The sequence below is a fragment of the Usitatibacter palustris genome (genome assembly GCF_013003985.1).
GTDB classification, from domain to species: Bacteria; Pseudomonadota; Gammaproteobacteria; order Burkholderiales; family Usitatibacteraceae; genus Usitatibacter; species Usitatibacter palustris.
Map to the genome: position 1 here is coordinate 2001727 of NZ_CP053073.1, position 24300 is coordinate 2026026.

Annotated in this window: 26 protein-coding genes; 18 read left to right on the forward strand and 8 right to left on the reverse strand. The window is 65.8% G+C overall.

Annotation, left to right across the window (positions count from 1 at the left end; translation table 11 throughout):
* Positions 1-51: 51 nt before the first annotated feature.
* The 5 genes from garD (at position 52) to DSM104440_RS09905 (ending at position 8669) form a co-directional block, all read left to right on the forward strand.
* Positions 52-1626, forward strand: a complete 1575-nt coding sequence (gene garD, locus DSM104440_RS09885; protein ID WP_212758017.1) for a galactarate dehydratase — start codon at positions 52-54, stop codon at positions 1624-1626.
* A complete protein-coding gene (locus tag DSM104440_RS09890) occupies positions 1626-2486 on the forward strand; it encodes an isocitrate lyase/PEP mutase family protein (RefSeq protein WP_171162149.1) in 861 nt (286 codons plus the stop codon). Before garD ends, DSM104440_RS09890 begins: the two co-directional genes overlap by 1 nt.
* Positions 2487-2505: 19 nt before the next feature.
* Entirely contained in the window at positions 2506-3468 is a 963-nt protein-coding gene (locus DSM104440_RS09895; RefSeq protein ID WP_171162150.1) for a Bug family tripartite tricarboxylate transporter substrate binding protein, read from the forward strand.
* Between the two features lie 35 nt (positions 3469-3503).
* The gene (locus DSM104440_RS09900) at positions 3504-6374 is read left to right on the forward strand and encodes an IPTL-CTERM sorting domain-containing protein (RefSeq protein ID WP_171162152.1); all 2871 of its coding nucleotides are present in this window, start codon (positions 3504-3506) and stop codon (positions 6372-6374) included.
* Between the two features lie 111 nt (positions 6375-6485).
* Positions 6486-8669 carry a catalase gene (locus DSM104440_RS09905; RefSeq protein ID WP_171162154.1) on the forward strand — a complete coding sequence of 728 codons (2184 nt, stop codon included), beginning with the start codon at positions 6486-6488 and terminating at the stop codon, positions 8667-8669.
* Between the two features lie 69 nt (positions 8670-8738).
* Here the strand turns inward: DSM104440_RS09905 and DSM104440_RS09910 are convergent, their stop codons facing one another.
* Positions 8739-9194 (reverse strand): PA2169 family four-helix-bundle protein, encoded by a 456-nt coding sequence (locus tag DSM104440_RS09910; RefSeq protein WP_171162156.1) that lies wholly within the window; start codon positions 9192-9194, stop codon positions 8739-8741.
* Positions 9195-9349: 155 nt separating this feature from the next.
* Positions 9350-10723: a sigma-54-dependent transcriptional regulator gene (locus DSM104440_RS09915; protein ID WP_171162159.1), complete on the reverse strand. Its 1374-nt coding sequence runs from the start codon at positions 10721-10723 to the stop codon at positions 9350-9352.
* 193 nt (positions 10724-10916) lie between these two features.
* On the opposite strand from DSM104440_RS09915, the gene DSM104440_RS09920 reads away from it, so the two are divergent.
* Complete coding sequence (locus DSM104440_RS09920) at positions 10917-11819, forward strand: sigma-54 interaction domain-containing protein (protein WP_212758018.1); 903 nt, start codon at positions 10917-10919, stop codon at positions 11817-11819.
* 7 nt (positions 11820-11826) lie between these two features.
* Here DSM104440_RS09920 and DSM104440_RS09925 read toward each other — a convergent pair whose 3' ends face one another.
* A complete protein-coding gene (locus DSM104440_RS09925; RefSeq protein ID WP_171162163.1) occupies positions 11827-12291 on the reverse strand; it encodes a PRC-barrel domain-containing protein in 465 nt (154 codons plus the stop codon).
* Between the two features lie 192 nt (positions 12292-12483).
* Positions 12484-12666 (reverse strand): CsbD family protein, encoded by a 183-nt coding sequence (locus tag DSM104440_RS09930; RefSeq protein ID WP_171162165.1) that lies wholly within the window; start codon positions 12664-12666, stop codon positions 12484-12486.
* A 231-nt stretch (positions 12667-12897) separates the two neighbouring features.
* Between DSM104440_RS09930 and DSM104440_RS09935 the strand changes: the two genes are divergently transcribed.
* Genes DSM104440_RS09935 through DSM104440_RS09950 form a run of 4 tightly spaced genes read left to right on the forward strand, consistent with a single transcriptional unit; the run spans position 12898 to position 13913 of the window.
* A complete protein-coding gene (locus tag DSM104440_RS09935) occupies positions 12898-13056 on the forward strand; it encodes a DUF3309 family protein (RefSeq protein ID WP_171162167.1) in 159 nt (52 codons plus the stop codon).
* 34 nt (positions 13057-13090) lie between these two features.
* Entirely contained in the window at positions 13091-13324 is a 234-nt protein-coding gene (locus DSM104440_RS09940; RefSeq protein WP_171162169.1) for a hypothetical protein, read from the forward strand.
* A gap of 55 nt (positions 13325-13379) precedes the next feature.
* Positions 13380-13754, forward strand: coding sequence for a BON domain-containing protein (locus DSM104440_RS09945; protein WP_171162171.1), 375 nt, complete (start codon positions 13380-13382; stop codon positions 13752-13754).
* Positions 13755-13763: 9 nt separating this feature from the next.
* The gene (locus DSM104440_RS09950; RefSeq protein ID WP_171162173.1) at positions 13764-13913 is read left to right on the forward strand and encodes a hypothetical protein; all 150 of its coding nucleotides are present in this window, start codon (positions 13764-13766) and stop codon (positions 13911-13913) included.
* Between the two features lie 3 nt (positions 13914-13916).
* Here DSM104440_RS09950 and fumC read toward each other — a convergent pair whose 3' ends face one another.
* Positions 13917-15308 carry a class II fumarate hydratase gene (gene fumC, locus DSM104440_RS09955; protein WP_171162175.1) on the reverse strand — a complete coding sequence of 464 codons (1392 nt, stop codon included), beginning with the start codon at positions 15306-15308 and terminating at the stop codon, positions 13917-13919.
* 12 nt (positions 15309-15320) lie between these two features.
* Between fumC and DSM104440_RS09960 the strand changes: the two genes are divergently transcribed.
* From DSM104440_RS09960 to DSM104440_RS09980, 5 genes are read left to right on the forward strand one after another with little or no spacing between them, the layout of a single operon-like run.
* Positions 15321-15917, forward strand: a complete 597-nt coding sequence (locus DSM104440_RS09960; protein ID WP_246211966.1) for a cytochrome b — start codon at positions 15321-15323, stop codon at positions 15915-15917.
* Entirely contained in the window at positions 15914-16468 is a 555-nt protein-coding gene (locus tag DSM104440_RS09965; RefSeq protein WP_171162177.1) for a YceI family protein, read from the forward strand. The genes DSM104440_RS09960 and DSM104440_RS09965 overlap by 4 nt, the downstream gene beginning before the upstream one ends.
* A 17-nt stretch (positions 16469-16485) precedes the next feature.
* Complete coding sequence (locus tag DSM104440_RS09970) at positions 16486-17058, forward strand: YceI family protein (RefSeq protein ID WP_171162179.1); 573 nt, start codon at positions 16486-16488, stop codon at positions 17056-17058.
* A complete protein-coding gene (locus tag DSM104440_RS09975) occupies positions 17055-18218 on the forward strand; it encodes an aminotransferase class V-fold PLP-dependent enzyme (RefSeq protein WP_171162181.1) in 1164 nt (387 codons plus the stop codon). The genes DSM104440_RS09970 and DSM104440_RS09975 overlap by 4 nt, the downstream gene beginning before the upstream one ends.
* 8 nt (positions 18219-18226) lie before the next feature.
* Positions 18227-18688, forward strand: coding sequence for a DUF3429 domain-containing protein (locus DSM104440_RS09980; protein WP_171162183.1), 462 nt, complete (start codon positions 18227-18229; stop codon positions 18686-18688).
* Positions 18689-18856: 168 nt separating this feature from the next.
* Here DSM104440_RS09980 and DSM104440_RS09985 read toward each other — a convergent pair whose 3' ends face one another.
* The 3 genes from DSM104440_RS09985 to hemP all read right to left on the reverse strand — a co-directional run bounded on the left by DSM104440_RS09985 (position 18857) and on the right by hemP (position 21404).
* Complete coding sequence (locus DSM104440_RS09985; protein WP_212758019.1) at positions 18857-20839, reverse strand: S9 family peptidase; 1983 nt, start codon at positions 20837-20839, stop codon at positions 18857-18859.
* Positions 20840-20902: 63 nt separating this feature from the next.
* The gene (locus DSM104440_RS09990) at positions 20903-21196 is read right to left on the reverse strand and encodes a hypothetical protein (protein ID WP_171162185.1); all 294 of its coding nucleotides are present in this window, start codon (positions 21194-21196) and stop codon (positions 20903-20905) included.
* A 7-nt stretch (positions 21197-21203) separates the two neighbouring features.
* The gene (hemP, locus tag DSM104440_RS09995) at positions 21204-21404 is read right to left on the reverse strand and encodes a hemin uptake protein HemP (protein ID WP_171162187.1); all 201 of its coding nucleotides are present in this window, start codon (positions 21402-21404) and stop codon (positions 21204-21206) included.
* 101 nt (positions 21405-21505) lie between these two features.
* On the opposite strand from hemP, the gene DSM104440_RS10000 reads away from it, so the two are divergent.
* From DSM104440_RS10000 to DSM104440_RS10010, 3 genes are read left to right on the forward strand one after another with little or no spacing between them, the layout of a single operon-like run.
* Positions 21506-21712 (forward strand): (2Fe-2S)-binding protein, encoded by a 207-nt coding sequence (locus tag DSM104440_RS10000; RefSeq protein ID WP_171162189.1) that lies wholly within the window; start codon positions 21506-21508, stop codon positions 21710-21712.
* Positions 21709-22347, forward strand: coding sequence for an energy transducer TonB (locus DSM104440_RS10005; RefSeq protein ID WP_171162191.1), 639 nt, complete (start codon positions 21709-21711; stop codon positions 22345-22347). The genes DSM104440_RS10000 and DSM104440_RS10005 overlap by 4 nt, the downstream gene beginning before the upstream one ends.
* Positions 22347-24233, forward strand: a complete 1887-nt coding sequence (locus DSM104440_RS10010) for a cytochrome c/FTR1 family iron permease (protein WP_171162193.1) — start codon at positions 22347-22349, stop codon at positions 24231-24233. The genes DSM104440_RS10005 and DSM104440_RS10010 overlap by 1 nt, the downstream gene beginning before the upstream one ends.
* Positions 24234-24300: the final 67 nt, after the last annotated feature.

A 24300-nucleotide genomic window follows, 5' to 3' on the forward strand; every position in this document is an offset into this window, starting at 1 on the left:
CCACCATGCCACTGCGCGCGACCGGCCGCAATCGCTGTAACCTAACGCCTCATGGAACCGCTCTACATCAAGATGCACGATCGCGATAACGTCGCGATCGTCGCGAACGACGGCGGGCTGCCCGCCGGAACCGAATTCCCGTCGGGCCTGAAGCTCGTCGAACGCGTGCCGCAGGGCCACAAGGTGGCACTCGTCGCTCTTCCTGCGGGTGCGGAAGTTCGCCGCTACGACGTCGTGATCGGCCGCGCGGCCAAGGACCTTGCCGCCGGCGCCTGGGTCAACGAATCCACGCTGGAGGTGCTACCGGCGCGATCGCTCGAAGGCCTGCCGATCGCCACCGTGAAGCGCCCTCCCCTCGAGCCACTCGCGGGCTACACCTTCGAGGGTTACCTCAACGCCGACGGCACGGTCGGTACGCGCAACCTCCTCGCGATCAGCCAGACGGTGCAATGCGTCTCCGGCGTCGTCGACTATGCGGTCAAGCGCATCCGTGACCAGCTGCTGCCGAAGTATCCGAACGTGGATGACGTCGTCGCACTCGAGCACGTCTACGGTTGCGGCGTCGCGATCGACGCGCCGGACGCGAAGGTACCGATCCGCACGCTGCGCAACATCACGATGAACCCGAACTTTGGCAACGAAGTGATGGTGGTGAGCCTGGGGTGCGAGAAACTGCAGCCCGAGCGCCTGCTGCCGGCCGGCACGTTCCCGATCGTCGACGTACGCACGCCTGCACTGGGCAACACGCAGCAGGCCGCCGACACGGTCGTTCTCCAGGACGCGAAGCACGTGGGCTTCATGTCGATGGTGCAGTCGATCGTCGAAAGCGCCGAGGTGCATCTCAGGAAGCTCGATGCGCGCCGCCGCGTGACCGTTCCCGCGAGCGCACTCGTGGTCGGCGTGCAGTGCGGCGGCAGCGACGCCTTCAGCGGCGTCACCGCGAATCCCGCGGTCGGGTATTGCTCCGACTTGCTCGTCCGCGTCGGGGCCACGGTGATGTTCTCGGAGGTCACGGAGGTTCGCGACGGAATTGACCAGCTGACGTCACGCGCGGCCACACCGGAAGTCGCCGACGCGATGATCCGCGAGATGGCCTGGTACGACGCGTATCTTGGCCGTGGGGGCGCGGACCGGAGCGCGAACACGTCGCCGGGCAACAAGAAAGGTGGGCTCTCGAACATCGTCGAGAAGGCCATGGGCTCGATCATCAAGAGCGGCACAGCACCCATCACCGGCGTGCTCTCGCCCGGAGAAAGCCTGAAGGATCGCGGCATCAAGGCGGGCCTCGTCTATGCCGCCACGCCCGCGAGTGATTTCGTCTGCGGAACGCTGCAGGTCGCCGCGGGAATCAACCTTCATGTCTTCACGACCGGGCGCGGAACGCCGTATGGATTGGCCGAGGTGCCGGTGATCAAGGTCGCGACCCGATCCGATCTCGCCCGCCGCTGGCACGACCTCATGGACATCAACGCCGGGCGCATCAGCGACGGCAACGCCACCATCGAAGAGGTGGGCTGGGAGCTCTTCCGCATGATGCTCGAGGTCGCGAGCGGCAAGAAGACCTGGGCCGAGCAGTGGAAGCTGCACAACGCCCTCGCCCTGTTCAATCCCGCGCCGATTACCTGATGCCTTCGTCCACCCTGCGGTCTCGTCTCCAGCAGAAGTCCCTTCTCATCGCGCCCGGCGTCCACGACATGGTGTCGGTGCGCCTCGCGGCCACCTTCGGGTTCGAAGCCTTGTATATGACGGGCTTCGGAACGGTGGCTTCACACATGGGCCTGCCCGATGCCGGCCTCGCGACCTACACCGACATGGTGGGACGCGTGAAGGCGATGGCCTCGATGGCCGGCGCGCCGCTGATCGCCGATGGCGACACCGGTTACGGCGGCCTCCTGAATGTGCGCCACACCGTGCGCGGCTATGAAGAAGCGGGTGCGGCCGCGATCCAGCTCGAGGACCAGGAGTTTCCGAAGAAGTGCGGCCACACGCCCGGGCGGCGCGTGATCCCGATGGACGACATGGTGAAGAAGATCCGCGTCGCGGTCGAAGCGCGATCCAATCCGGATTTCCTGATCATCGCGCGCACCGATGCGCGGACCTCGCTAGGCCTCGACGAAGCGCTGCGCCGCGGTGAAGCGTATGCGAAGGCCGGTGCGGACATCCTCTTCATCGAGTCGCCCGAGTCCGAGGAAGAGATGCGCAAGATCGGTGCGACCTTCGAGCAGCCGCTGCTCGCCAACATGGTCGAGAAGGGACGCACGCCCGTCCTTTCACGTGCAGACCTCGAAGCGATCGGCTACCGCCTCGCGATCTTTCCCGTTTCCGCGTTGCTCGCCGCCGTGAAGGCGATGAGCGTCGTTTACTCGCATCTCAAGGCGACGGGCTCGACCACAGGTGTCGCCGTGCCCCTCGAGGATTTCGCCGAGCTCACGAAGCTGATGGGATTCGCAGACGTCTGGGAATTCGACAAGCGCCACGCAGAATAAAGACAACAGAGGAGAAAACATGATCCGCCACATCGCCACCCTGGCCACGGCCGCCCTGCTCGCTTCGACCGCAGCCTTTGCCGACTTTCCCGACAAACCCATTCGCCTCATCGTCCCGTTCGCGCCCGGCGGCGTGACCGACACGAGCGGGCGCGTCGTCGCCGAAGCGCTTTCGAAACGCCTGGGCCAGCCGATCGTCGTGGAGAACAAGGCGGGTGCGTCGGGCAACATCGGCACGCAGGGTGTCGTGAACGCCGCGCCCGATGGCTACACGCTGGTCCTCGGCTTCGACGGCACGCTCGTCATCAACCCGCATGTGTTCGCGAACTTCCCCTTCGATTCGCTCAAGGACCTCGCACCCGTGGGCAAGATCGGCGATGCGGTGCTGATCATCGTCGCGCATCCCTCGTTCCCGGCGAAGACGCTCAAGGACCTGATCGAGTACTCGAAGAAGCAGCCCGGAGGCGTGCCTTACGGGACCTCGGGTGTCGGCGGTACTCCGCATATCGCGGGCGAGCTCCTCAACCTGCAGACGGGATCGAAGCTCAACCACATCCCCTATAAAGGTGGCGGCGCGGCGATGACCGACGCGCTCGGCGGACAAATTCCCCTGGTCTACACCGCGGTCGCCGGCGCCTCGACGCACGTGAAGGCCGGACGCCTCGTGCCGATTGCCGTTTCCAGCCGCGTGCGCGTGCCGGCCATGCCCGACGTGCCGACGTTCATCGAATCGGGCGTGCCGGATTTCGAGGCAAGCTCGTGGGTCGGGATCCTCGCGCCCGCGAAGACGCCGCGCGCGATCATCGACAAGCTCAACAAGGAACTGAACGCCGTCCTCGCCTCGCCCGAGCTCGCCGAAAAACTCGCTACACTCGGCATCACGGCGACCCCGGGAACGCCCGAGCAGTTCGCCGCGCAGATGAAGATGGACCTCGAGAAGTACGGCAAGGTCGTCAAGGCGGCCAACATCAAGGCAGAGTAGAACCCGCAGTCAAAAAAAATGCCCAGGGAGGGCACATGAGAATTCGATCGTTCGCGCGCACGGCCACCCTCGCAGCCATGCTGACGCTTGCCGCTGCCAGCGCGCTGGCGCAACAAGGCTTGCGCCTCTACGTCCCCGCCGGCAGCAGTGGCTCGGTCGCGTCCTTCACCCTGAATGCCGATGGCACCCTCGGGCCGGCCACCACCATTCCCATCGGCGGCGGCACGAACCCCGCCCAGGCTTTGATGCGCGGGGACCAGGCCTTCGCGTACGTGGCCCTGGTCGGCACCGACCAGGTGGCACTCATCAACACGGCGACCAACGCAGTGCAGACCTACGCGACGGGCGATGGGCCGCGCGGGGTGGCCATCAGCCCCAACGGGCAGCGGGTTTACGTGGCGAACAACAGCAACGCGGGAACGGGTAACTCGGTGTCCGCGTTCAACGCCGATTCGCTGACCGGGCAGCTGACACCGGTCGCGACGATCGCGATGGGTGCGGGCACGATGCCTCGCTTCCTGAAGTTCACGCCTGACGGATCGCGGCTGATCGTCGCCAACCAGGGCAATGGCGGCAGCAACGGAAGCGTCGCTGTCATCGATACCGCGACCAACGCCATCATCGCGACGATCAATACCGGCGGCCAGCTTACGGACATGGCCGTCACTCCCGACGGCACGCGCGCGTACGTTCCGTCGACGACAGCCCAGATCTTCGTCATCGATCTCGCCACCAACACCCTCCTGACAAGCTTCGCGATCTCCGGCAACAACTTCAGTCCCGTTTTCAGCGCCGATGGGACCCGCATGTACACGGCCGTCAACAACCAGAACGCGATCGACGTCTTCGACACCACGACCAATACGGTCATCCAGAACAACGTGCCGATCGCGGGCAACGCGCCAACCGGAATGGCCCTCAGCCCCGACGGGCGATCCTTGTACGTGACCGAGGGCAGCCCCTCGAACCTCGTGCAGCTCTTTTCGGTCGATCCCGTCACGGGCCTGCTCACGGCCGTCGCGGGCGCGACCTACGCCACCGGCCTCTCGCCGTATTACCCGGGCCTCTGCTCCAGTGCCGATGCCCTGGCGCTGCTCTCCGCGGGCGCGACCTTCGTGGCCAATACCGCGGCCGCATTGGACTGCACCGGCGGCACGCCGACGTTCACCGGCGGCACGCTTCGAATCAACGATGTCGCCATCGCGTTCACGCAACCCACGATCAGTCTCGGCGCGGCCGGCGGCACGGTCGACAGCAACGGCAACACGGCGACTTTCTTCGGCTCGATCGGAGGGCCCGGCGGTCTCACCAAGGCGGGCGCCAGCAGCCTTCTGCTCGCCGGCACGAGCACCTACAGCGGCGCCACGAACGTTTCGGCCGGCAGCCTCATCGTGAACGGCTCGATCGTCTCGCCAGTGTCGGTCGCTTCGGGCGCCGTTCTTACGGGCGGCGGAGTCGTCGGCGCGACCAACGTCGCCGGCGGCGGAACGCTCGCGCCGGGTGCGGCCATCGGCAATCTCCGGACGGGCAACCTCACGCTCGCCGCGGGCTCGACGCTGCAGGTCGATCTCAATGGCCCCACGCCCGGGACGCAGCACGACCAGGTCTCGGTGACGGGCACGGCCGCACTCGGCGGCGCGACGTTGACTGTGACGCTGGGCTTCACGCCGGTGCTCGGACAGGTCTTCACGATCATCAACAACGATGGCGCGGATGCGGTGACGGGCACGTTCGCAGGATTGCCCGAGGGGTCGATCCTCACGGTCGGCGCTACCCAGTTCTACGTGAGCTACGCCGGCAGCGGCAATGACGTCACGCTGACCGCGGCAGGTCTTCCCGGCGCGCCGGTCATCGGCACGGCGACACCCGGAAACGGAACGGCGACGATTGCGTTCACGCCGCCCGCGTCCAACGGTGGCGCGCCGATCACGGCTTACACGGTGACCTGTACGCCCGGGCCTTTCGGCAATTCCGGCGCAGCCTCCCCCATCACTGTCGCGGGTCTGGCCAACGGCACGCCGTACACCTGCTCGGTGACGGCGACGAACGCCATTGGCACGGGGCCGGCGTCCGCCACCATCGCCGTGACACCCGCGAACGTTCCGGGCGCACCGACGATTGGCGCGGTCACACCGGGCAACGGACAGGCGACGGTTGCCTTCACCGCACCCGCGTCGAACGGCGGTTCGCCGATCACCGGCTACACCGCGACTTGCGGTGCGTTCAGCGCGAACGGCGCTGCTTCACCGCTCGTCGTCACGGGACTCACCAACGGGACGCTCTACAACTGCTCGGTCACCGCGACGAATTCCCAGGGCACGGGGCCGGCATCGGCCACGGCGAGCGTCACGCCGTTCGCGCCGGGCATGACGACTTACAGCGGTCCTTCTGCAACCGGGACGGGAACAATCACGGCGTCGTTCACCGGCGGCGGCGCGACCTGCGGTTACGCGACACCGCAATTCATCGGCGCACCTCCAGGGGCGGCCCCGATTCCGCCGACCGCGCCGGGCAGCACGACCTTCCCGCATGGCCTGTTCGATTTCAGGACGACGGCATGCACGCCGGGTGCGACGTTGATCTTCACGATCACGTATCCGGCGGCGCTTCCCGCCGGCACGAGCTATTGGAAGTACGGCCCGACGGCGAGCAACACGGCGCCGCACTGGTACACGCTGCCCGCGACGATCGTCGGCAACACCGCGACGTTCACGATCACAGATGGCGGGTTGGGTGATGACGATCTCGCCGCCAACGGCACGATCGTCGACCAGGGTGGGCCAGGGGTGCCCGGCGCACCCGGCACGGTAACCGCGGTTCCGACGCTCTCGCAGTGGATGCTGATCCTGCTGATGCTGCTGGTGGGCAGCGCCGGCGCGCGAGTGGTGAGGCAACGCACGCGGTAGATCGCGAACTGAGGTGCGCACCTACGCGCGCGTAGGTGGCGCACCTACAGGGCGGGCAAGCGGTAGTGCCTAGCATGGCTCCAGTGTCTTTCAACAACTCTGGAGCTTACGATGGCCCGACGTGCGTCCCCCAAACCGAAGAACGATGCCGCGGCCCGCAAGGCCGCCGCCACGCAAGCAGTTGCCGCGGCATTTCCCTACAACTCGAACAAGCCCGCGGAGTTTGGCGAAGGCAGCGCGCGCCAGAAACCCGGCGCGACGGCGAAGGTTGATCCTTCCCTGACCGATAGCGGCGGCCAGGTGCTGACGACCAACTTCGGCGCGCCCATCGCCGACAACCAGAATTCCCTGAAGGCGGGCCTGCGTGGGCCGGCGCTGCTCGAAGACTTCATCCTGCGCGAGAAGATCACGCACTTCGACCACGAGCGCATTCCCGAGCGCATCGTGCATGCGCGCGGCTCGGGTGCGCATGGCTACTTCGAATGCTACGAACCGCAGACGAAGGTCACGCGGGCTTCCTTCCTTTCGGCCAAGGGCAAGCGTACGCCCGTCTTCGTGCGCTTCTCGACCGTTGCCGGCGAGCGTGGCTCGGCCGACACGCCGCGCGACGTGCGCGGCTTCGCGACGAAGTTCTACACCGACGAGGGCAACTTCGACATCGTCGGCAACAACATCCCCGTGTTCTTCATCCAGGACGCGATGAAGTTCCCGGACCTCGTCCATGCCGTGAAGCCCGAGCCGCACAACGGGATGCCGCAGGCGGCCAGCGCGCACGACACGTTCTGGGACTTCGTATCCCTCATGCCCGAGTCCACGCACATGCTGATGTGGGCGATGTCCGACCGCGCCCTGCCCCGCAACTTCCGGACGATGCAGGGCTTCGGCGTCCACACGTTCCGCTTGGTGAACGCGAAGGATGAATCGCGATTCGTGAAGTTCCATTGGAACCCGGTGTTCGGAACGCACTCGATGGATTGGGATGAAAGCGCGAAGCTCATGGGCGCCGATCCCGATTTCCAGCGTCGCGACCTCTGGGAATCGATCGAAGCCGGTGTGTTCCCCGAATGGGAGCTGGGGCTGCAGGTCTTCACCGAGGCGCAGGCGGAGAAGTTCAGCTTCGACGTCCTCGATGCCACGAAGCTGGTACCCGAAGAGCTGGTCCCCGTGACGCCCGTGGGGCGCATGGTGCTCGATCGCAATCCCGACAACTTCTTCGCGGAGACCGAGCAGGTCGCCTTCGGCGTGCAGAACCTCGTCCCGGGCATCGACTTCTCGAACGACCCGCTCCTCGCGGGCCGGATCCATTCGTATTTCGACACGCAGCTCTCGCGCCTGGGGGGCCCCAACTTCCACGAGATTCCGATCAACGCCCCCCTCGCACAGGCCCACAACAACCAACGCGACGGCATCGGCCGCCAGGCGATTCATCGCGGCCGCGTCGCGTATGAACCCAATTCACTGGGCGGCGGCTGTCCTTTCCAGGCCGGGTCCGCAGGCTTTCGCTCGTTTCCGCAGCCGATGGATGGCGACAAGGTTCGCGGCAAGCCCGAGAAGTTCGCCGACCACTATTCGCAAGCCACGCTTTTCTGGAACAGCCAGCAGCCTTACGAGCAGGCCCATATCGTCCGCGGTTTCCGCTTCGAGCTCACGAAGGTGACCGTGCCCGCCATCCGCGAGCGCACCTTGTCCATGCTGCGCAATGTGTCCGACGATCTTGCGAAGCAGGTCGCCTACGGTTTGGGCGTGGCACTTCCCAAGGCGATGCCCCAAGTCTCGCCGACGCCTCGCACCGAGGTGAAGGTCTCGCCCGCGCTGTCGTTGAGCGCGAGACCGGGCAACGGGGATGTGCGCGGTCGGTGCGTCGCGGTGCTCGTGGCGCCGGGAACCGATGCGCGGTCGACTGACGCAGTCAAGGCGGCCCTGGCCAAGTCGGGCGTCGTCGTGAAGGTGCTGGCGCCGCGACTGGGGGCATTCAAGAGCGTAGGCGGCACCATCGATCCCGACAGCACGCTCGAGACGAATCCTTCCGTGACCTTCGACGGCGTGGTGATTCCCGATGGCGCCGATGGAGCGGAAGCCCTCGCGGCACTGGGCCAGGCCCTCGAATTCCTGAAGGACCAGTTCCGCCACGCCAAGCCGATCGCGGGCCTGGGCGCGGGCGCCACCCTGCTCGCAGCCGCAGGCATCGAGGAGGACAAGAAGGACTGGGCGCTCGCGAGCACGACGGCCTCGTTCATCGCAGCGCTGGCTCGCCATCGCAACTGGGAGCGCCAGGCCGACCCGCCGCCGGTTTGATGCGGCGCGAGCAGGACAAAAAAAACGAGGGGCGAAAGCCCCTCGAACCCCACGCAAAAACGGTTTGGCCTAGGCGGACTTGCGGCGACGCTCGTCGCGCAGCATCTTCACCTTGTCGTGGTTGTGCACGACGCCCTGGTACTGAGACTGGACGATCGTGCGCACGTTGGGTGGCAGGTTTTCCTGCAGGCACTTCGCATAGGCCTTGATGGCGACATCCTCGCCGCGCTCGCATTCCTCGAGCACCGCGAGATCGTCGTTGCTGGTGACGGCGGTCTTCACGTTGAGCCAGGCGCGGTGCAGCGCGGCTGAAGCGCTGCCGCTCGTGCCGGGCTTGCCGCCCAGGCGCGCGACTTCCACGCCCAGGACGCGGGCGGCATCTCCACAACGACGCGCGCACTGCTCGAAGTAGGCCTTGAGCTGCGCATCCTTCGCGCCCTCGGCGCAGGTCACGAACCCGCGCTCGCCGTCCTTCGATACCTCGATGAGTTCATTCAGGCAATTGGCAATCTGCTGGTTTTCCATCACTTGCATCTCCTGTGAGTAGTTGCGGGCCGTGCCGCGAGATCGGACAACAGGTGAGCCGCAACATCCGTGCCGCCCATGTCCTACTGGGGGAGGCACGCCGTCGGCAACGCACTCGTGCAGTTCCTGCGTCGGATACCGGAACGCCTTACACCTCACTGCGAAACCTCTTGCGAACGACGCGAGGGTCCGCCTCCGTATTCCTTCAACCGGTTGTAGAGCGTCTTCACGCAGATACCGAGCATGTCGGCCGCGCGGCGCTTGTCGCCGCCGCAGTGGTCGAGCGTGGTCATGATGAGCTGGCGGTCGGCCGCGGCGAGCGAGGTTCCGACGGGCAGCACGATCGCGGGCGAACCGGGCTGGCCTTCGCTGGCGGGCATCGGTTCGAAGGGCTCGGGATCCTTCGCGTCAAGGCGTCCCAGGATCGCGAGGCGGTGGATGTAGTTGCGAAGCTCGCGCACGTTGCCCGGCCAGTTGTGGCTTTCGAGCGTGGCCAGCGATTCGGAGGACAACTCGGAGTGCCCTCCCCGATCGGTGTTGAGCTCGGCCACGAACGAACGGGCCAGCAGCGCGACGTCGCCTTCGCGTTGGCGCAGCGGCGGAATCACGAGCGGGAAGACGTTGAGGCGGTGATAGAGGTCCGGGCGCAGCCGCCCGGCTTCGACGGCGATCCGGGGGTCGCGGTTCGTCGCGGCGATGATGCGCACGTCCACCTCGATAGGCACGGCGGTACCGATGCGCATGAGCGTGCGCGTCTCGAGCACGCGCAGGAGGCGCACCTGCAGCTCGAGCGGCATCTCGGAGATCTCGTCCAGGAACAGCGTGCCGCCGTGGGCCTGCTCGAAGTAGCCGCGGTGTAGACGCTCGGCGCCGGTGAAGCTGCCGCGCTCGTGGCCGAACATCTCGCTCTCGATGAGGTTGGGCGAGATCGCCCCGCAGTTGATCGCGAGGAAAGGCTGTGTACGTCGGAGGCTGAGATCGTGCACCGTGTGCGCGACGACCTCCTTGCCGGTTCCGCTTTCGCCGGTGATGAAGACGGTGGCCTCGGTGGGCGCGACCCGGGCGATCTGTTCGTAGGCGCGCAGCATCGCGGGCGAGCGTCCGACAAGGCGGCCGAACCGCCCGTGCGCCTGCAGCTCTTCCTTCAGGCGACCGATTTCGACACGCGGTGATCCGGTCTTTGAAACACGCTCGAGGATGGCTTCCAGCCGCTGCATGTCCACGGGCTTGATGAGGTAGTCGGCCGCACCCTGTCGCATCGCGGCAACGGCCGTCTCGACGCTGGCATAGCCGGTGATCAGCACGACCTGGGTGCTCGCCAGGTCCTCGAATTCTTCCAGCAGCTCCATGCCGGAACCGTCGGGAAGCTTGAGGTCGATGAGGGCCACGTCGGGTTGTTGGCGACCGACCTGGATGCGCGCTTCGCGAATGCTGCCGGCGGAGGCGGCGGTGAACCCGTTCAGCTTCACGAGCTCGGTGAGCGCGTGGCGCGAGGTGGGGTCGTCTTCGACGATCAGGACGTGTGCCATGAGGTCGAGGCTAACCAATGCCGCGACCAAATGTTGTCGGGTTCCGTCCTACGTGCCTACAAGAAATGTCCGACATAAGGGGAAAGCGTCGTCGGTAAAGATGTCCTCCATGCTCCCCACTCATTCCAAAGCCATGGACCGCCAACAGAACAATGCTCCAGGATTCGGACCCCTGATCGGTAACTCTTCGATCATGAGGAAGATGTACAAGCAGATCGAGGACGTCGCGCCGTCTGACGCCACCGTGCTGGTCGTCGGCGAAAGCGGAACCGGGAAGGAGCTCGTCGCGCGCAGCGTGTGGGAGAACAGCCCCCGCACGACCAAGCCCCTGGTCGCGGTCAACTGCGGCGGCATTCCCGCTTCGCTCCTCGAAGCCGAACTCTTCGGCCACGAACGCGGCAGCTTCACCGGCGCCCACCAGCGCCGGGCGGGCTACTTCGAGCAGGCCGACGGCGGCACCCTCTTCCTCGACGAGATCACGGAGATGCCCGCGCCGATGCAGGCCGTGCTCCTGCGCGCGCTCGAAGAGAAATGCATCCGCCGCGTCGGCGGCAGCGAAGACATTCCGGTGAACGTCCGGGTCGTCGCCGCCACCAATCGCGATCCGCATCACGCGGTCCGCAGTGGCGTGTTGCGCCAGGATCTTCTCTATCGCCTCGCCGTCTTCCCCATCGATGTTCCGCCGCTGCGCGATCGCGAAGGCGACGTGGAGCTCCTCGCGCGGCACTTCGTCGCGCAGCTCAATCGCGACGCGAAGACCGACAAGAAGCTCTCGCCCCGGTCGCTGCCGATCCTCGATACCTATGATTGGCCGGGCAACGTGCGCGAGCTTCGCAACGCCGTGCATCGCGCGTACATCCTCGGGCCTGACGAAGTGGAGGTCGTGCCGGCTACGAGCACCCTGCATGCCGCGGGCCAGGCGCTGACGATTCCGGTGGGAACGACGCTCGCGAGCGCGCAGAAGGACTTGATCCTCGCGACCCTTGCGCACTTCCGGGGGGACAAGCAGAAGACCGCCGACATGCTGGGGATCTGCCTGAAGACGCTCTACAACCGCCTGCAGCTCTACCAGGGGCGGACCGCAGCCCGCCCCTGATCACGCGTTACTGCAGATTTTCCGGGCGCTGCCAGTACGGGCGCACGTTGTAGTAGGTGTGCAGGTCGGTGGCATAAGCCATGTTCGCAAACGCCGGCCAGTGGTCCTTGTTGAAGCCCGGAGCGGCTTCCAGCCGCTCCTTGTTGATGTCGAGCACGAAGCACTTGCGCTCGGCGTCGAGAGTCAGCGCGGAAAACGGGATCGCGAACAGCTTGTCGCCGATGCCGAGGAATCCACCGCACGAGAGCACGGCATAGGCCACCGTACCGCTGCGCACGTCGATCATGATTTCGCTGATGTCGCCGAGCGTCTCGCCCTGGCGATTGACGACGGAGTCGCCTTCGAGTGTCGATGCGCTCATCACCTCGGGGCCGGGACCGGACGTGTCGTCCTGGCCGCCGACGATGCGCGCTCCGCCCGAGCCGGGAATCGGCGGCGGGGTCGTGGTGGTCGAGCTGTTGTATGTAGCCATCTGGATTTCTCCTGTTGGGATAACGATCAACGCGGGCGGGCTGCGCGCCGCGGATGCGATCGCGGATCGAGAGGCGCGTGCGGCGGATCGCGGGGATGCTCGCGCGGCGGCCGGTCGGGTCGCGCTTCGCTGTCAGGCGGGCGCGGTTCGACCGGAGGGGGCACGTGCGGGATGTGTTCCTTCATCTCATCCCTACGCGTGGTGCCGGCGCTGCGAATCGAGGCGCGCGATACCCCGCGCTTCCTCCATCTGGCCGGCCCATTGCTCGTGGCGACCCTCGAGGACGATGAAGCCGTCATCGAGGAAGTGTCCCCAGTGTTCGAGCATCTTGCCTTTGAGCTGCCGCCAGTTCCCGACGACGATTTCGCGATTCATGTGTGCCTCTCGCATGCGAACGCAACACGAACCAACCTGCAGGATGCGTGCCAGGCCGCTTTCAGGGCTATGCGCTTCAACGCACGCCGTGCATTGCAAATCTTTCTCACGGATGTGTACCAAGTTCGCGCGACGCGCTCGCGGCGCCGCTCCTCAAGAGTGAAAACCGGTAGTGGCACGGTCATTGCAGAAGCGTTCATTGCTGTCCCATTCAACCTTGAGGAGAACGTCATGACGCTTGGAACCATCCTGTTGATCATCCTCGTGCTCCTGTTGATCGGAGCCGTCCCGAGCTGGCCGCATAGCAAGTCGTGGGGTTACGGCCCCAGTGGCGTGCTGGGTCTCGTGGTCGTGGTAATCGTGGTGCTCCTGTTGATGGGGCGCATCTAGCAATTCCGTTTCCACCGATCGAAAGGAATCGAACATGTCTCGCCCGAAACAGGACAACCCCGACCAGAAGCCTCGCGATACGAACATCGAGGAAGAGGATCGCGACCAGCGGCAGGATCCGAACGAGCAACAACAGGAACGCAACCCGAAGCGCGACGACGGCCAGCGCCAGAAGCAGCAGCGCGAACCGATCGAGCCCAGTGAGAACGACGGCGAGGGCGACAGCCCCGGCGGCCCGTCCTCGCCCGGCACGCGCAAGCCCCGCTAACAAAGCAGCGGGCCGCGAGCCCGCTGCGCTTCTTCAATCATCAAGGAGTATTGAAATGAATCTGCGCAACTCGATGACGGCGACGATCGCCACCTTCATCGCGCTTGGCGTCGGCGCCAGCGTCACCGCCTGCGACCGGGACAAGCTCGCCAAGAACTCGCCGGCGCCCGTGACGAAGAACGCACCGGCCGAGCCCTCCTCCACGGCAGGCAATCTCGCCGGCGACGCCGCGACCACCGCGAAGGTGAAGTCCGCGATGCTGGCCGATCCGGACGTGAAGGGCCTGCAGGTCAACGTCGACACGATGAACGGTGTGGTCACGCTGAGCGGCACGGTCGATACGAAGTCGCAGGCCGAGAAGGCCGTACAGATCGCGACGACCACCGAAGGCGTGAAGTCGGTGAACAACAACCTGTCGGCAAAGAGCTAGGAACGGACCATGCGATTCAAGCCGCCCCTGATCTCCGAACGGACGCTCGAAGCCCTGCAGAAGACGCAAGGCGGCAAGATCGGCTACATCTTGCTTTGGCTGATCGGTGTGCCGATCCCGATCCTGTTCCTTATCTACCTGCTTCGCGGCTGCACCTGACGCTCAGCCGGGCCGGGTCATGTCCTCGGGACGGACCCAGGCGTCGAATTGGGCCGCGGTGACATGCCCCGAGGCCAATGCCGCATCGCGGAGGCTCGAGCCTTCGCGATGGGCCTGCTTGGCGATCTGCGCGGCCTTGTCGTAGCCGATATGCGGCGCGAGTGCGGTCACGAGCATCAGTGAGTTCTCCAGCAACTCGCTGATCCGCTCGCGATCGGGCTCGATGCCGCGCGCGCAGTGCTGCTCGAAGCTCGCCATCGCATCTCCCAGCAACCGCACGCTCTGCTGGAAGTTGTGCGCGATGAGCGGCTTGAAGACATTGAGCTCGAGATGCCCGTGCGCGCCGCCGATGTTGATGGCGACGTCGTTGCCCATCACCTGCGCGCACGCCATCGTGAGCGCCTCGCACTGCGTCGGATTGACCTTGCCCGGCATGATCGAGCTTCCCGGTTCGTTCTCGGGAATCGTGATCTCCGCGAGACCCGACCGCGGGCCGCTCGCGAGAAGCCGCACGTCGTTGGCGATCTTCATGAGGGAAGCGGCAACCGTCTTCAATGCGCCGTGCGCGTGGACGAGTGCGTCGTGCGCCGCGAGCGCCTCGAACTTGTTGGGCGCCGTCACGAAGTCGCACAGGTTGAGCCGCGAGAGCTCGGCGGCGACGCGTGCGCCGAACTCCGGATGCGTGTTGAGACCGGTGCCGACCGCCGTGCCACCGAGCGCGAGTTCCGAGAGATGCGCGAGCGAGGCTTCGACGTGCCGCTTGCCGTGCGCGAGCTGCGCCGCGTAGCCGGAGAACTCCTGGCCGAGCGTGAGCGGTGTTGCATCCTGAAGGTGCGTGCGGCCTATTTTCACGATCGGCGCGAAGTCCCGTGCCTTGGCGGCGAGTGTGGCCTGGAGGCGTTCCAGCGCGGGCAATAGATGCGTGCGTACCGCGACCACGGCAGCAACACTCATCGCCGTTGGAAAGACATCGTTGGACGACTGGCCGCGATTCACGTCGTCGTTCGGATGGACCTTGCGGCCCTCGCCGCGCGTGCCACCCAGGATTTCGCTCGCGCGATTGGCGAGCACCTCGTTCACGTTCATGTTGCTCTGCGTTCCCGAGCCCGTCTGCCAGACGACGAGCGGAAACTCGTCGGGCCAGCGTCCCTCGAGCACCTCGTCGGCGGCCTTCACGATCGCGTCCGCCTTGTCCGCGGCGAGAAGCTTCAAATCGCGGTTGACCAGCGCGCTCGCCCGCTTTACCTGCACGAGAGACCTTATGACTTCGAGGGGCATGCGCTCGCCGGAAATGCGAAAGAACTCGAGCGAACGCTGCGTCTGCGCGCCCCAGAGCCGCTCCGCGGGAACTTCGATCGGTCCGAACGTATCCTTCTCGACGCGCATCGCGCCCATGGTTCCTCCTGAATGCTTGCTAGAATCTGCCGCTTGATGGACGCGCGCAACCCCAACCAGTACACCCGCACCGCGATCGCGCTCCACGGCATCGTGGCGGCCCTGATTGTCGCGAACCTGCTCTTCGGTCTCTACATGACGGGGCTTTCGCTCTCCCCGCAGAAGTTGAAGTACTTCTCGTGGCACAAGTGGATCGGGGTTACGGTGTTCATGCTGGTCACGTTCCGCCTCCTTTGGCGGCTCACGCATCCGGCGCCGGCCCTGCCCCGTACCATGCCCGACTGGCAACTCAAGGCCGCGCATGTCTCCCACGTCCTTCTTTACGTGCTGTTTTTCGCCGCACCGCTCTCGGGCTGGCTGTTCAGCTCCGCCAACGGGTTCCAGACCGTGTACCTCGGCATGTTCCCGATTCCGGATCTGCTCGGGAAGAACAAGGAGCTCGCGGATGTTCTCAAGCTCGTGCACAAGACCGTCGTCTATTCGCTCGGGGGGCTCGTCGTCGTCCACATCGCCGCGGGCCTGAAGCATCACTTCGTCGACCGAGACGATGTGCTCACCCGGATGTACCCCTTCCTGAAGGTCCCCTCGCCTCGTCCCCCGGAGCCATGAACCGAACCCTCGCCCTGCTGGCCGCCCTCGCGGTGGCCGCCGTACCCGCGCTTGCCCAGGCGCCCCAGAAAGTCGCCGCCGACAAGAGCTTCATCCGCTTCGTGTCGAAGCAGATGAACGTTCCGGTCGAAGGGCGCTTCAAGAAGTTCGATGCGTCCGTCACCTTCGACCCGAAGAAGCCCGAGGCCACGAAGGCGGAGTTCGAGGTGGATCTCGCGTCCATCGACATGGGCTCGCCCGAAGGCGAAACCGAGGCGGTGCGCCCGCTCTGGTTCAACACCGCCCAGTTTCCCAAGGCGAAATTCGTCGCCTCGTCGGTGAAGTCCACCGGCGCGAACAAGTTCGAGGCCACGGGCCCACTCACGATCAAGGGTGTCACTCAGAACATCACCACGCCGTTCACGATGACCGAGGCCGCGGGCATGCGCACCGTGGAAGGCCAGTTCACGATGAAGCGGCTGCAGTTCAAGATCGGCGAGAAGCAATGGGCCGATGTGGACACCGTGGCCGATGAGGTCGTGGTCCGCTACAAATTCGTCCTACCCGTCTAACCACCTGGAGAGTTTCGATGAAACGCCTTGCCATTGCCCTTGCCGCGGCCCTCGCGGCCACGTTCGCCCTTCCGGCCGCCGCGCAGGAAACCTACTCGCTGGATGCGCGCCACACCTTCCCGACGTTCGAGGTCACGCACCTGGGCATGTCCAAGCAGCGCGGCATGTTCACGAAGGTCACGGGCAAGATCACGATCGACCGCGCCGGCAAGAAGGGCTCGGCCGATGTCTCCATCGACATGTCGCAGATCGCCGTCGGTGATGCAAAGCTCGCCGATCACCTGCGCGGCGACGACTTCTTCGACGTCGCGAAGAACCCGACCGCCACGTTCAAGTCGAGCAGCTTCAAGTTCGAAGGCGACAAGCTCGTCGCCGTGAGTGGCGATCTCACGCTGCGCGGCGTGACCAAGCCCGTGACGCTCACCGTCGAGTCCTTCAACTGCGGCAACCACCCGATGAACAAGAAGCCGATGTGTGGCGCGGACGCGACCACGGTCATCAAGCGCAGCGACTTCGGCGTGAAGTACGGCGTTCCCGCGATCAGCGACGACGTGAAGCTCTCGATCCCGATCGAAGCGTTCAAGGATTGAAACTCGCGAGTCACTTCTCGCGGTTCTTCGAGGCGAATCCGGGCAAGCTCCACTTCGCCGCGCACAGCCATCACCCGTGGCCCGACGTCACGGAGGCTGCGCACCTTCAGTACTGGAAAGACTCGGCCGCCCGGGCCGACAAGAAGTGGGAAGAAGTCTTCGGAACGGTGGTGCCGCGCGCGCAGGAGCATCTCGCGCGGCTCCTCCGCCTCTCCGATGCGAAGCAAGTCGCCTTCGCACCCAACACGCATGAGTTCGTTGCCCGTCTTTATTCCTGCATGGATGGGAGCCGGCCGCTTCGCGTCCTCACCTCCGCGCACGAATTCCATTCCTTTCGCCGCCAGACGCGGCGATTGCAGGAGTCCGGCCGCCTCGAGGTGACGGAGATCGCGGGCGATCCCTGGGGCACGTTCACCGATCGATTCGTCGCCGCGGCGCGCAGCGGTCCGTGGGACCTCGTGTTCCTCTCGCACGTCTTCTTCGACTCCGGTTTCGTCGTGCCCGACCTCGAGCGCATCGTGGAATCCGCGCCGGCGAATGCGATCGTCGCCATCGACGGCTATCACGCGTTCTGCGCGCTGCCCGTCGACCTCACCCGCATCCACAAGCGCGCCTTCTACATGGCGGGCGGCTACAAGTACGCGATGTCGGGCGAAGGCACGTGCTTTCTTTCGGTTCCGCCGGGAGCGACGCTGCGCCCGGAGAACACCGGTTGGTTCGCGGCGTTCGGTGCGCTCGATGCGGGGCCCGGCAAGGCCATCGCCTACGAGGACGCCGCATTCCGTTTCTGGGGCTCCACGTTCGACGCGTCCGGGATCTATCGCTTCAACGCCGTCATGGACTGGATGCAGCGCGAAGGCATCGAGATCGCGACGATCCACGCGCACGCGCACGCCCTGCAGAAGCAGTTTCTCGAGGGCTTGGCGAAGATCGCGAGCCCGCGCCTTCCCGTCGCCGCGCTCGTGCCGCCTGCCGGCGTGGCTCGCGGCAACTTCCTCGCGTTCGATCTCGATGACGCCGAAGGCACCCACAAGCGCGTGACGGACGCCGGCATCTACGTCGACCGCCGCGATCGGCGCGTGCGCTTCGGCTTTGGCGTGTACCACGACGAAACGGCCGTTTCGCAACTTCTCGAACGCCTCGCGCCCGCCCTGCGATAATCGCAGGCATGCGCAAACCCGACAGCCGGATCGTCCGGCGCATCGCCTGGTTCCTCACCTTCGCGGGTGCGGTTCCCTTCGCCCTGCTCACGGTCACGCTGTTCGTGGGCGAAACGGCGCAGGTGCGCGTGCCGGCCATCGCCGCGCTCGTCACCTACTCGGCGGTCGTGCTCTCGTTCCTGGGGGGCATCGAGTGGGGCCTCGCGCTGCGCGAGGAAGTCGGCACGGAGCGCACGCGCGCGATCGCGCTGGGCTTCTCGACCGTTCCCTCGCTCGCGGCGTGGGCGGTGCTGTGGCTTCCGTCACCGACGTGGCAGATCGGCACGGCGCTCGGGATCTTCGTGGTGACGTGGGCCGCCGACCAATGGCTCTCCAGCCAGGGGCTGCTGCCCACGTGGTTCGTGGATCTCCGAAGCGCAATCACCGGCGTCGTGGCCGTGATCCTCGGCCTGGCGCTCTGGAAGTTGTAAGGACCAAGGCAGACAGAATCCGCAGATAAACGCAGATAAACGCGGATAAGAGCAAAGCAAAAGTGGGGGTCGATGCCGCGTGAATCGGTACCGATCGCAATGAACCGCACCCACCCTTCCGTGCTTTTATCCGCGTTTATCTGCGTTTATCTGCGGATTCTTTCTGCCTTATTTCTTTTTCCCGCCCGGCTCCACGTAGCGAGCGAGCCACGCGAAGAACTCCTTGTACCAAAGCCGCGAGTTCTGCGGCTTCAGGATCCAGTGGTTCTCGTCGGGGAAGAACACGAGGCGCGACGCCACGCGCTTCGCCTGCAGCGTGTTGTAGTACGAGAGGCCCTGCGCATCGGGCACGCGGTAGTCGAGCGCGCCGTGCATCACCAGCGTCGGCGTCTTCATGTTCTTCACTGAGGTTCGCGGGTTCTGCGATTCGATGAGGTCGAAGTCGTTCCAGTAGTACTCGCCCAGCGAATTGTTGTGCCAGTAGAAGACGTCGTCGGCGAACATGCTCACCCAGTCGAAGCAGCCGGCGTGGCAGACATAGGCCTTGTAGCGGTCCGTGTGGCCGTTCATCCACGCGACCATGTAGCCGCCGTAGCTGCCGCCCGCGGCGACCAGGCGCTTGCGGTCGATGAAGCCCTTTTTCAGCATGTGGTCGGTGCCCGCCTCGACGTCGGCGAACTCGCGCTTGCCCTTCTCCCCGCGAATCGACTCGACGTACTTCTGGCCGAATGACGAAGACCCGTGGTAATTCACGCACACCACGACATAACCCTGCGCGGCGAACACGTGGTTGTTCCATCGGAAGTGGAAGTTGTCGCCCCACGTCGCGTGCGGCCCGCCGTGGATGTTATGGAGCAGCGGATATTTCTTCTTCGGGTCGAAGTCGGGCGGGTACACGGTCCACATGTGGACGCGCTCGCCGCGGAAGCCGCGGATGAACTCGTCTTCGACGCGCCCGAGGTTCATCTTCGCCATGAGCTTGTCGTTGAACTTCTCCAGCCGGCGCTCGGCCCCTTCGGCATCGAGCGCGAACGCGGCCGGCGGCGTGCTCATCGTATTGCGGATGAAGACCGTGATTCCCGAACGCGTGTCGAAGTCGCTGACCGTGCCGCCCTGCGCGATCACGGAGGGCTTCTTCGCGGAGAGCTCCCAGCGATAGAGGTTCGTGCGGGCGTTGTCCTCGGCATGGAAGACGAGCGCGTCGCTCGTGAGCGTCCATGCGAGCGGCGCCATCGCGTTGCGGTCCCAATCCCACGGCAGGTGCGTGATCCGCCCTGTCGCGCGGTTGATGATCGCGATGCGCGCCTCGGCCACCGGCGAGCGGCGAAGGTTCTCCGTGTGGATCGCGACCGACTTGCCGTCGGGCGAGTACGAGGGGCTGCCGTGCGAGAGCGGCGAGCGCGCCGTCAGCGAGCGGAATTTGCGCTTGCGCAGGTCGAGCGCCACGACGTGGTACTCGTCGTTGAATTTCTTCGCCGGGTCCGGGTCGTGCGTGAAGGCGATCTCGCGGCCGTCGGGCGCGATGTCGTAGTGGACCGCGGCGGTGTCGGCGCGCGGCAGCTCGTACTCGGTGCCGACGAAGAGGTCGACGACCTTGCCGCTATCGACATCGACCGTCATCAGGTGGGGCACGCGGCCGTCGGAGAGCCAGTGATCCCAGAAGCGGTAGGACGCGTGCTCGACGACATGCGCCTTCACCTTCGACTCCTTGCGCTCCTTCAGGCGCGCGGCCTGGTCCTCGTGCTTCTTCAGGTCGGGCCAGACCCACGAGAAGAACGCGAGGCGGCGCGAATCGGGAAACCACTTGATCCCGGCCACACCCGTGGCGAGATTCGTGACGCGGCGCGCCTCACCGCCATCGGGGGCGATGACATAGAGCTGCGGCTCTTCATCCTTGTCGCGCTTGGCGACGAACGCGATCGCGCGGCCGTCGGGTGACCAGCGTGGCTCGCCGTCTTTCTCACCCGCTTCCGTAAGGCGGCGTGCGGCGCCACCGAAGGTCGACAGGAGCCAGAGGCTCGAGCGCCCCTTGTTCTCCTTCATGTCGAAGCTCGAAACGGAAACGCAGGCCTGCGCGCCGTCGGGGGAAAGCGTGGGCTGCGCCACGCGTTCGATCTTCCAGAGGTCTTCTGCCGTGATGCGTTTGCTCACCTTGCGCTCCCTGTAGAAAAGCGCCGCGATTGTAACGCGTCGCCCTCGGGAGCCCGGTAACGATCAGTGCACGATGCGCCGCAGCGTCTCGAGGACCGAGGGCGACTGCGCCTCCTCGCACCGCCGCTCATCGGCGACCCGCACCGATTCCCAGGCGGCCGCGAGCTGCCGGCAGGTGTCGCGAACGAGCGCCCCTGCAGCCGGGTGATGCGAGATCGCTTCGAGATGGCGGCCCACCATGCACGCGAGCCGCGGGCAGCCGTTCCTCGCGTGGCAACTCATCAAGTAAATGGTGGCCGCCAGCAGGCGGTCGGCAACCTGGGGATCGCACTCTTCTTCAGGAACGCTTCGCGACATGGCGAGATCAGGCAGTGAGGATCAGCTTGCCGAGCCGGGTGCAGCGGAGCCGGTAATGACGTCCGTTGTGCCGGATGACGACCTCCGTCCTTCCCGAGAGGATCCGGGCGCTGTCGAGGACCAGGGCCTCGCCTTCCGGGCCCGTGGTGGTGACCGCCTCGAGGGGGGCTTCCAGGGGGGGCGCGACGGGTTGGCGGGGAGGCGTCATATAAAGGTCGAGGGGTTGCCGATCAGGGTTGATTCGTGCACAATCGTATTGCGAATCGTTCTTGTTTGCAAGCTCATTCGTAACCAGCCCGACACACAGCCATGTACATCTGCATCTGCAATGCCGTCACCGAGCGCGAAATCGAAGGCGCCGTGCAACTGGGTTGCCGCACGCTGAGCGACCTGCAACGCGACCTCGGCGTCGCGTCCTGCTGCGGCAAGTGCGCGCCCGATACCCGCAAGCTTCTTCGTCGCTGCACCAAGGCCGGCGCCGGATGCGCCGCCGCCTGCGGAGCGGGTGACGATTGAGCGCCGTCGCGGCCGAGACCTACGACCCGACTAGCAATACATCGCGGGCGACGGTCTTTCTGGTGATCGTGGCCATCCACGTCGCCGCGCTCGCGATCATCGCGACCGCACGTCACGTGGCGATCGCGATGCAGCGCGATCCGATCATCGTGAAGATGATTCCCGAGCCGCCGCGTCCGAAGACGCCGCCGCCCCCCACTGTTCCCCTCCCCCCGCTCGTGAAGCCGGAAGTCCACCTGCTCGCGCCGCCGCCCGTCGAAAACGTCTTCATGGTGCGGATGGAAGAGAAAAAGCCTGCGGCACCTCAGCCTGTGGCCGCGATCGTGTCGGCCAATCCCTCGCCAGCACCACCCGTCGAGGCGCCGCGCTTCGACATGGCGTACCTCAACAATCCGGCACCTTCGTATCCGCCCGCGTCGCGCCGCACGCGCGAGGAAGGTCGCGTCATGCTCCGCGTGCTCGTGAATGCCGGCGGCACGGTCGAGGCGATCGAAGTCCAGAAAACTTCCGGCTTCTCGCGTCTCGATGAAGCGGCCGTCGCGGCGGTTCGCCGCTGGCGCTTCCACCCTGCCCGCTCCGGCGATCTCCCCGTCGAGGGCTACGCCATCGTTCCGGTGAGCTTCCGGCTGAGCTGATGCGCGGTTTCGCGGCCCTCGCTTTCGCGCTGGGCCTTCTCGCGGCCCTTCCCCTGCGTGCCCAGGATGCGTCCCAGGTCGTGCACCTGCTCGACTACATCGCGGTCGATTATTCCGAGGCCGTTGCGGACGGGAAGATCAAGGACGAGGGCGAGTACAAGGAGATGCTCGAGTTCGCGGGCAACGTGTCGCTCGGCCTCGCGAAGCTTGGCGACCACGCCGACAAGTCGAAGCTCGTCGTGCAGGCGGGTGCCCTCGCGAAGCTGATCGATGCGAAGGCGGCACCGGTCGATGTATCTGCCGCCGCGGTCGCGCTGCGGCAATCCGTGGTCACGGCTTATCGCGTGGTCGTGGGGCCGAAGCGCGCGCCGGACCTCGCAAAAGGTCGCGCGCTCTTCGCGCAGCATTGCGCCACTTGCCATGGCGCCGACGGCAGGGGCGACGGGCCGCTGGCGAAAGGCATGGACCCCGCGCCTTCGAATTTCCATGAGCGCGAGCGGCAGGAAAAGCGCAGCGTGCACGGGCTCTTCAATACGATCTCGCTCGGCGTGGGAGGCACGGCGATGCGCTCCTTCAACGAGATCCCCGAGGCCGATCGCTGGGCGCTCGCGTATGTCGCGGCCGGATGGGGCATCAGCGACGACGAAGTGGCGCGCGGCAAGATGCTCTGGGAAGCGAAACGCTTCCATGACTCGCTGGGCACGCACGCCGCTGTCGCGGGACGAAGTGCTACTGAAGTGGGCGCGTCCCTGGGCAAGGAGGCGATCGATGTCCTCGCCTACCTGCGCCGCAATCCCGCGGTGCTCGATGCGGGCAAGCCCGGGCCGATCGCCTTCGCTCGCGACAGACTCGCCGAGAGCCTCGCCCTGCACGGCCAGGGAAAGATCGACGCGGCAACGCAAGCGGCACTCACGGCTTACCTCGAAGGATTTGAGCTCGTCGAGGCCGCCGTCGCCACGGTCGATGCGAGCCTCGTGCGGCGAGTCGAGTCGTTGATGATCGACTACCGCAACCTCCTCAAGTCGGGCGCCCCGCACAGGGACGTGGAAGTCCTCGCCGCCAAGGTCGACGACGCGCTCGAGGATGCGGCGAAGGCGATCTCGGGGACGGCGCTCTCGCCCACAGCCACGGCCGCCGCGAGCTTCGTGATCCTGCTGCGCGAAGGGCTCGAGGCCGTGCTGGTCGTGGTCGCATTGCTCGCGTTCCTGCGCCGCGGTGGGCAGTCGCAAGCCGTGCCGTACCTGCATGCCGGGTGGATCGCGGCGCTCGTCGCGGGCGGCATCACGTGGTTCGTGGCGTCGAAACTCATTGCCGTGAGCGGAGCAGACAGGGAAACGACGGAGGGCGTGACTGCGTTGATCGCCGCGGCGATGCTTCTCTACGTGGGCTTCTGGCTGCACGACAAATCGCACGCGCAAGCGTGGCAGGGATTCCTCATGCGCGGCGCGGGCTCGCTCAAGTCCGGCGCCGCCTGGGGACTCGCGCTGATGGCGTTCCTCGCCGTGTACCGCGAAGTCTTCGAGACCGTGCTGTTCTACGAGGCGTTGTGGACGCAAGCGTCCGATCCCGCGGCCATCGGCATCGGCTTCGTTGCCGCCGCGATCACGCTCGCCGCCATCACCTGGGCGATCCTGCGCTACTCGTTGCGTCTTCCCCTCGGTCTCTTCTTCGGCGCGAGTGGAATCCTGCTCGCGATCCTCGCCGTCGTCCTTGCCGGCAATGGCGTCGCGGCGCTGCAGGAAGCGGGACTCGTCCCGGTGACGCCGGTCGATTTCGTCACGATCGGATGGCTGGGAATCCATCCCAACGGCCAGTCGCTGGGCCTCCAGGCCGTGCTTCTCGTTGTCGTTTTCGCCCTTTTCAGGCGAGGAAGGTTGCCCCGCTAAACAGGAACCGTTATCATTTGCAGTCACTTTTACGGCGGGCTCGCTTCCCGCCGCGTTGCAAGCCAGC